The 8,084-nt window shown below is 41.2% G+C and carries 7 protein-coding genes and 2 pseudogenes; all 9 read left to right on the forward strand.

The annotated features are described in order from the left end of the window. A pseudogene (locus AC075J_RS17700) lies at positions 1–1,870 on the forward strand (AAA family ATPase); the annotation flags it as partial. A gap of 19 nt (positions 1,871–1,889) precedes the next feature. Then, positions 1,890–3,110: an SbcC/MukB-like Walker B domain-containing protein gene (locus AC075J_RS17705; protein ID WP_476390562.1), complete on the forward strand. Its 1,221-nt coding sequence runs from the start codon at positions 1,890–1,892 to the stop codon at positions 3,108–3,110. A gap of 418 nt (positions 3,111–3,528) precedes the next feature. Continuing rightward, positions 3,529–4,080, forward strand: coding sequence for a DUF3793 family protein (locus AC075J_RS17710; RefSeq protein WP_055060011.1), 552 nt, complete (start codon positions 3,529–3,531; stop codon positions 4,078–4,080). 149 nt (positions 4,081–4,229) lie between these two features. Continuing rightward, a complete protein-coding gene (locus AC075J_RS17715) occupies positions 4,230–4,652 on the forward strand; it encodes a flavodoxin (protein WP_022381341.1) in 423 nt (140 codons plus the stop codon). Between the two features lie 347 nt (positions 4,653–4,999). After that, positions 5,000–5,302, forward strand: a complete 303-nt coding sequence (locus AC075J_RS17720) for an STAS domain-containing protein (RefSeq protein ID WP_022381312.1) — start codon at positions 5,000–5,002, stop codon at positions 5,300–5,302. A 76-nt stretch (positions 5,303–5,378) separates the two neighbouring features. Then, on the forward strand, positions 5,379–5,792 hold the full coding sequence (locus AC075J_RS17725) for an ATP-binding protein (protein WP_334301121.1): 414 nt from the start codon (positions 5,379–5,381) through the stop codon (positions 5,790–5,792). 365 nt (positions 5,793–6,157) lie between these two features. Next, a complete protein-coding gene (locus AC075J_RS17730; protein WP_008703546.1) occupies positions 6,158–7,447 on the forward strand; it encodes an SPFH domain-containing protein in 1,290 nt (429 codons plus the stop codon). A 25-nt stretch (positions 7,448–7,472) separates the two neighbouring features. Continuing rightward, on the forward strand, positions 7,473–7,853 hold the full coding sequence (locus AC075J_RS17735; RefSeq protein WP_476390563.1) for a TFIIB-type zinc ribbon-containing protein: 381 nt from the start codon (positions 7,473–7,475) through the stop codon (positions 7,851–7,853). A 49-nt stretch (positions 7,854–7,902) separates the two neighbouring features. After that, positions 7,903–8,084, forward strand: a pseudogene (locus AC075J_RS17740) (hypothetical protein); the annotation flags it as partial.

Raw genomic sequence — 8,084 nt, forward strand, 5'->3', positions numbered from 1 at the left:
TTTTGAATATAAAGATGCAGTGTATACAGTGAAGCGAAGCCCGGATTATGAGCGCCCAAAGACCAGAGGTACCGGAATGACCACCCAGAAGGGGGAGGCGTTGCTTACTTTTTCTGATGGAAGAGCTCCTGTGACAAAGCTAAAGGAAGTGAATCAGGCGGTTACTGAGCTGATCGGACTGGATATGAAGCAGTTTACACAGATCGCCATGATTGCACAGGGAGATTTCAGAAAATTACTGTTGGCTGATACAGAGGAACGCAGCAATATTTTCAGAAAGCTTTTCCATACGGATATTTATAAGGTAATTCAGGAAAAATTAAAATTCGAAGCCGGCGGTCTGGACAAAGCATATAAAGAGCTGCTGAGAAGTATCCGTCAGTATACGGAACAGGTCAGATATTCTACAGAAAATCAGTTGGGACAACAGTGGTTATTGATGGAGAAGAATGGCTTTGAAGGAAATCTGGAAGAAGGTCTGGAAATTCTGGAGCAGTTTCTGAAGGCAGATAAGGATAACTTGAAAGCTGTAAATAAGCAGATCAAAGAGAATGATACAGAACTTGAAAAAGTAAATCAGCTTTTGGGAAAGGCTCATAAAGAAGCAGATGCAAAGGCAAGGAAGGAACAACTTCTGCAAGAGAAAGAAGTATTGCTTCCACAGTTGGAACAGGCACAAAAAGATGCAGAAAATGGGGCAAAGGAACCAGAGGAGATCCAACGCCTGATACTTTCCATACAGAAAGAAAAAGAGAATCTGAAGCGTTATACAAATCTGGAAAATCTGCTCAGAGAAATAGAAAATGTCTCAAAACAGATTGAAAAATTGGAAACAGACAGTATTGCACTGCAGAATCGTCAGAAAGAAAAGAAAATTGTTCTTGAAGAAAAACAAAAAGAATATCAGACAACAGACGGTGCAGAAAAAGAAAAAGCAGAAACAGATTTCCGGAAAGAGAAAATAGATACTCTTTATGCAGGAATTTATAAGAACTGCGGAAATCTTGAGTTTCTTCAGACAAAAATCAGTGAACTGAAAATACAGTCTGAACAGGAAGAACAATTTGCGAAACAGATAAAAAAGGATTTGGCTGATCTGGAAGAGAAAATTGTTTCCGGTGGGAATCTGGAAATCAAAGAGAACAGCCTGGTCGTACGTTTGCAGCAGATACAGAAAATAGAAGATCAGCAGAAACGGTATCAGGATCTGGAAAAGAAAGCAGAAAGCAAAAAGAAGGCTTATCTGACCGCTTCTCAGAAACGGGCAGAAATAAAAGAAATTTTAAACAAAATGGAGCAGGCCTATCTGGATGCACAGGCGGGTATTCTGGCAGCAGATCTTCAGGATGGGATGCCATGTCCGGTATGTGGTTCTGTTCATCATCCGAAGCTCACACAGATTCCGAATGAAGTTCCCACAGAAGAACAGCTGAAAAAACAGAAAAAGTTAACAGAAGCTGCGGAAAAAGCGGCATCTGACGCAAGTGTGCAGGCAGGAGAGGCAGCAGGACTGATGCAGCGCTGCAGGGAAGAACTGACAGAAGGGGTTAAAGGTTATATAGCGCAGTTTCTGCCAGAAGAGGAGACACAAGAGATACTTCGAAAGGAATTTCCTGATCATGAATTATGTTTATTTGTAAAAAATCAGGAAAGCAGTGTACAGACAGGATTGGAAGAAATCAAAAAACAGAAAAAAGTTCATCAGGATTTACTGAAGAAAAAGGAAGAGTTCATCACACAGTCAGAACAACATGCAAAAGAATTTCAGAAATTACAGATCAGTCTTGAAAAGAGGAAGAGCCAGCTGGAAAGTATTCAGGAACAGCTGCAGAATCAATTGGACGGACCTGTACTGACATCGGATCCATGAAGAAGATATAAGACAGAGAATGAAAACTGATCCGGAACTGTCACAGGATCACAGCGGTGAAATAGTGTATCAAAAGGAAATCTGTAATGTATCACAGGCTTTGCTGCAGGGAAAGAGAGCAGCAGAATGGCTGAAACAGCAGCAAAATATTCTGGGACAGAAACAAAAGGATCTGACAGCACTTCTGGAACAGAGAAAACTTCTGGAGATGCAGATTGGTAAGACTCAGACAGAACTCACAACGATCACAGACCAGATCAATCAGAATCAGCAGCAGACAGCAGCAGAGAAATCCAGATATGAGCAGCTGCAGAAGCAGAGAGAGAATATGGAAAAAGAGCTGGGTGAAAGGACAAAGGAAGAAATCCTGTCTCAGATCCAGCTTAAGACTGAGGAACAAAAGAAGCTTGAAATACATTATAAAACAGTAACAGAAGCGAGAGAAGTATTAGAAAAGAGAATGACAGAACTGGATTCGGTAATTGCATCTCTGACAGAACAGTTAAAAGAATCCATAAGTATTTCAGCTGAGGAACTGAATGCTCAGAAAGAAAACTTTGCACAGCAAAAGAAATCACTTTCAGAAAATCGTGATGAGGTCCATGCCCGCCTGGAAATCAACAGTGACATGTATGAAAAAATCCGCAGACAGCAGACAGAACTTCTTAAAACGGAAACCCGCTGGAAGTGGATGAAATCTCTCTCAGACACTGCCAATGGTACGATCACGGGTAAGGCAAGGATCATGCTGGAAACTTACATCCAGATGCAGTATTTTGACCGCATTCTTGCGCGTGCCAATATCCGTCTGATGACCATGAGCAGCGGTCAGTACGAGTTAGTTCGCAGAAAAGAAAACAAGAGCAGGGTAGGGAAAACCGGTCTGGAACTGGATGTAGTAGACCATTACAATGGAACTGTTCGAAGTGTCAAGACCTTATCAGGCGGAGAAACATTTCAGGCATCTCTGTCTCTGGCACTGGGACTTTCCGATGAAATTCAGTCAAGCTCCGGCGGAATCCAGCTTGATACCATGTTTGTGGATGAAGGTTTCGGATCTCTGGATGAAGATGCCCTTGATCAGGCAATCCGCGCATTGAAGGATCTCAGTCAGGGAAGCAGACTGGTGGGGATTGTTTCCCATGTAGCAGAGCTGAAAGAACGTATTGATAAGAAGATCATAGTAACAAAGAAACGGACAGAAGATGGAGTTGGAAGTACGATCTGTATAGAAGGATGAGATTTTATGGTCAAGCGGATAAAATCATCCGCTTTGCTATGCGGCGCTACATCGAATAACTGTTTCACAGTGTATCAGAAGGAGTTGTCACTCCTCCTGATACAAGCAAGTCCCTACCCATTGCTTATTGTTTTTTGCAACCGACCCCGGGGACTTACTTGATTCGGTTAAAAAAGGCAGTTACTAAAAAAAGTTATACAAAATTAACTTGACAGAATACCAGAGATAGTATATATTAAGTTATGAAGTTAGACATAAATAACTCGAACTGCTGAACGATCTGTTGAAGGTCTTTTTACAGCAGTAATTCAAGCTTTGCAGCAAACAAAAGCAATAAAATGTTTCGTAAAGCTTTATTTTTTGATAGATAGTTAGTGTGGCCTAACTAATATTTTGCCATTGAGAAAGGGATCATAACATGTTGGAGAAATCTGTGATCGAACATTGTTCACCTACATTAGCATCTATTAAAACCGGAAATCTTTTTACATATAAATATGAATCTGAGGAAGAATTATGGAAAAGCGTAGAAGGCTTTAATGAATGTGTAAGAGAAAAAGGCGTTTCCCTCACAGTACTTCGCAGGAGTGAGAAAAAGGCGCTGATTTATGTCTGCCGGTTCTCAAGCCTTGAAAGAGATCTGAAGAAACCTGGTGTTGCGAATTTCATAAAGAAGTATGGGTATGAGAGTACAGATCCTGCATATGCACTTGAGAGACTGAGAAGCCGCCTGGCCCAGAGAGAAGATTTTCCTCATGAAATCGGATTATTTCTGGGATATCCGCTGGGAGATGTGATCGGATTTATCAAGAATGCAGGGCAGAACTGTAAATGTGTAGGTTGTTGGAAGGTTTACTGCAATGAATGTGAGGCAATAAAGGCTTTTGCCAGATTTAAGAAATGTACCAGCGTGTATGTACGTCTCTGGAATCAGGGAAGAACTGTACGTCAGCTGACGGTGGCAGCGTAAGGAAGAAGCTATATACAGTAATATAGCAGGGATGGAGAGTTCGTTTAAGAATCAGTATAATAGAAAAGCCGTATGACTTTTTATTATAATATAAATCATGGCTTTGCGGCAAAGAAAAAGGCAGAGCAAATTTAAGGAGGATTTTAATCATGAGTAAAGTAGCAGTTGTATATTGGAGCAGCACAGGAAACACAGAAGCAATGGCAAACGCAGTTGCAGACGGAATCAGGGAAAAAGGCGGCGAAGCTGTTCTTCATACCTGTGAGGATTTTGACGGTTCTAAAGTTGCTGAATATGATGCAATCGCCTTCGGATGCCCTGCAATGGGAGATGAAGTTCTCGAAGATACAGAATTCGAGCCAATGTTTGACGGATGCAAAGGTGCCCTGAAAGGCAAGAATATCGCTCTGTTTGGTTCTTATGGATGGGGAGACGGCGAATGGATGCGTAACTGGGAAGAGTCCTGTAAAGAAGCAGGTGCAAATCTTGTATGCGACAGCGTGATCTGCCAGGAAGAGCCAGATGATGAAGCTACAGATGCTTGCAAAGCTTTAGGTGCTGCATTAGTATAATAGAATAAGTAAGAATTGTTTTAGGGACTGCCAGTGTACAAATGGGCAGTCCTTTTTATTTGGAAATATTTTAGGAAAATAAGCGGGAATCCTCGGTAATTCAGTTACCGAGATGAAAGCGTAGAATTGTGCATATCTGCACAGTAACGTAAAAAATACAGATAAATAATAGACAGGAGATGATGCATTCATCTCCTGTTTATGTTACAATGAATATGATAAATATGGGAGTTGTTCAGTAATGGAGCAATTTGCAGATATCAGGGTGGATAGAGTGAATATACAGATGGAGGCAGAAGATGCTGACAGAACAGAAATTTGACATTATCTGAAAAAGGAGAGAGAAAATGAGTCTGAAAATTGAAAAGAAAAATGAAGGAACAAAAGATACAGTATTTTTGACCGGGAGATTAGATACAGCAACTGCACCTGAATTGGATACTTTTGCCGAGAAAGAGTTGCTCAATACTCAGGAACTTGTATTGGATTTTACAGGGCTTGAATATATTTCATCAGCCGGCCTGCGTGTTATTCTGAAAATGCAGAAATTTATGAATGTAAAAGGAACTATGAAATTGATTCATGTGAGTGATATCATACAGGATGTATTCGATATTACGGGATTTGCAGACATACTGTCAATCGAATGACTGTGGCTGTAAAGATACAGAACTGCACAGCGAAAAGGAGGATTCTATCTATCTGAACTGAATGAAGGAAGGAGAGGTGGATTTGAAAAGTATTACAGAAGAAGCAAAAATAGAGAATATAGCGGTAATTACAGATTTTGTAAATTCCATACTGGAAACAAATGGATGTTCTGCAAAAGTACAGATGGAGATAGATATTGCGATAGATGAGATATTTGGCAATATTGCCTATTATGCTTATACGCCAAAAACTGGAGAGGCAACTGTACAGGTTGAAATAAAGAATTTTCCTGAAAGACTGGAACTGACGTTTATAGACAAAGGCATTCCTTATAATCCATTAGAAAATAAAGATCCGGATGTTACTCTGGATATAGAAAAAAGAAAAATCGGGGGGCTTGGAATTTTTCTGGTTAAGGAAATGATGGATGAAGTTTCATATGAATATGCAGACGGACAAAATATACTGAAAATAAAAAAGAATTTATAGATTTCATACATTGTAAGTGTATATTGCTATTCATGAACTCTTGAATAACTGCGCGTCGCATTATAGTTACTGTGGAGTGGACTGCAGCGATTTATGTGCTCATATGTTGCAAAATGACAGAAAAGAGGAGTTTTTGCGCATGACAATTCGGAAAATGTATGATATGATGAACTTATAAATATCAATTTGTAACTGTAAAAATATTATATTGTAAAAAAAACACACAATTACCCGCAAAATAAGAAATTTAGACGCAAGATTGTTCGAGAAATCAACTTGTCGGCACACTAACAGGAAATATGGGTAGAAAATATCTGTAAGAAATATGTATAAAATAATATGTAATCAGGAAGGAGATATAAATTATGGGATTGATCAAAGCAGCAGCCGGTGCATTTGGCGGAACAATGGCAGATCAGTGGAAGGAGTTTTTTTACTGCGATGCAATAGATAAAGATGTTCTGGTTGTAAAGGGTGAGAAGAGAGTAGGCGGACGTTCTTCCAACAAAAAAGGCAGTGATAATATTATTTCAAGCGGTTCCGGAATTGCTGTTGCAGATGGTCAGTGTATGATCATCGTAGAACAGGGAAAGGTTGTGGAGGTTTGTGCAGAACCCGGACAGTTTACCTATGATGCATCCACAGAACCAAGTATTTTTGCCGGAAGTCTGGGAGAGGGGATCCACAGGACTTTTGATACAGTAAAGAAGCGTTTTACATTTGGCGGCGATACAGGCAAAGACCAGAGGGTTTATTATTTTAATACAAAAGAACTGGTAGATAATAAATTCGGAACAGCAAATCCAATCCCATTCCGGGTAGTTGACAGAAATATCGGTCTTGACATAGATGTATCTGTGCGCTGTAATGGAGTATATTCTTATAAGATTGTCGATCCGCTCCTGTTTTATACAAATGTGTGCGGAAATGTTGAACAGCAGTATGACAGAGAAGAAATTGAAGTTCAGTTAAAGACAGAATTTGTAAGTGCTCTTCAGCCTGCATTTGCAAAAATCTCAGAACTTCAGATCCGTCCAAGTGCCATTCCGGGACATGTTCTGGAATTATGCGATGCCATGAATGAAGCCCTTACGAAAAAATGGCAGCAGACCAGAGGTCTTGCGGTTGTTTCCATTGCCATGAATCCTGTGACTCTTCCGGAAGAGGATGCACAGCTTATCAAAGATGCACAGAAGAATGCCATTCTCAGAGATCCGACTATGGCAGCAGCGACACTTGCCGGTGCTCAGGCAGATGCAATGAAATCAGCAGCCTCCAACACTGCAGGTGCTATGACCGGATTTATGGGAATGGGCATGGCAGGCCAGGCAGGTGGAGCGAATATGCAGAATCTCTATCAGATGGGGGCACAGCAGCAGGCAGCACAGCAACAGGCAGCACAGAATATGCAGCCGGCATCCGGGGCAGGAACATGGAAATGTGAATGTGGTGCAGAGAATACAGGAAAATTCTGCTCTGAATGTGGTAAACCGAAACCGCAGCGGGAAGAGTGGATATGCAGCTGCGGCGCAGTAAATACCGGTAAATTCTGTTCTGAATGCGGAAGCCCAAGACCGACCGGAAAGTGGACATGTAGCTGTGGTGCGGTAAATACAGGAAAGTTCTGTGCAGAATGTGGAAAGCCAAGACAGTAAAATACAGCAGGGGGAGAAAATGTCTATGTCTGATCTGAGAGAATATAAATGCCCTGCCTGTGGCGGTGCAATGGGACCCGACAGTGAGTCCCAGAAAATGAAGTGTCCATACTGTGATACAGAATTTGAACTTGAGACATTAAAAGAACTGGATGCGCAGATGGAGCGTGAAGCCGGACAGCAGGATGATCTGTCAGGATGGCAGACAGATGCCGGTGGAGAATGGCAGGAAGGTGAGACAGATGGAATGAATGTCTATACCTGTCAGTCCTGTGGTGGTGAGATTATCGCAGATGAGAATACAGGAGCATCAAATTGTCCGTATTGTGGAAATCCCGTAATTATGACAGAGAAGTTTAAAGGTGCATTAAGGCCGGATCTCGGTGATTCCGTTCAAATTGGATAAGAAAGCGGCAAAAGAAGCATATTACAGGCATATTAAGGGAAGAACATTTTTGCCAAAAGCATTTCGCAGGGAAAATCATATTGATGAGATTAAGGGGCTGTATGTTCCGTTCTGGCTTTTTGACGGGGATGTTGATGCTGATGTGCGTTATAAGGCCACAAAGGTAAGAATGTGGAGTGACAATGATTATGATTATACGGAGCCCAGTTACTATTCTGTGGAGCGAAGTGG

Source organism: Blautia sp. ZXY-1-C6 (assembly GCF_056339875.1).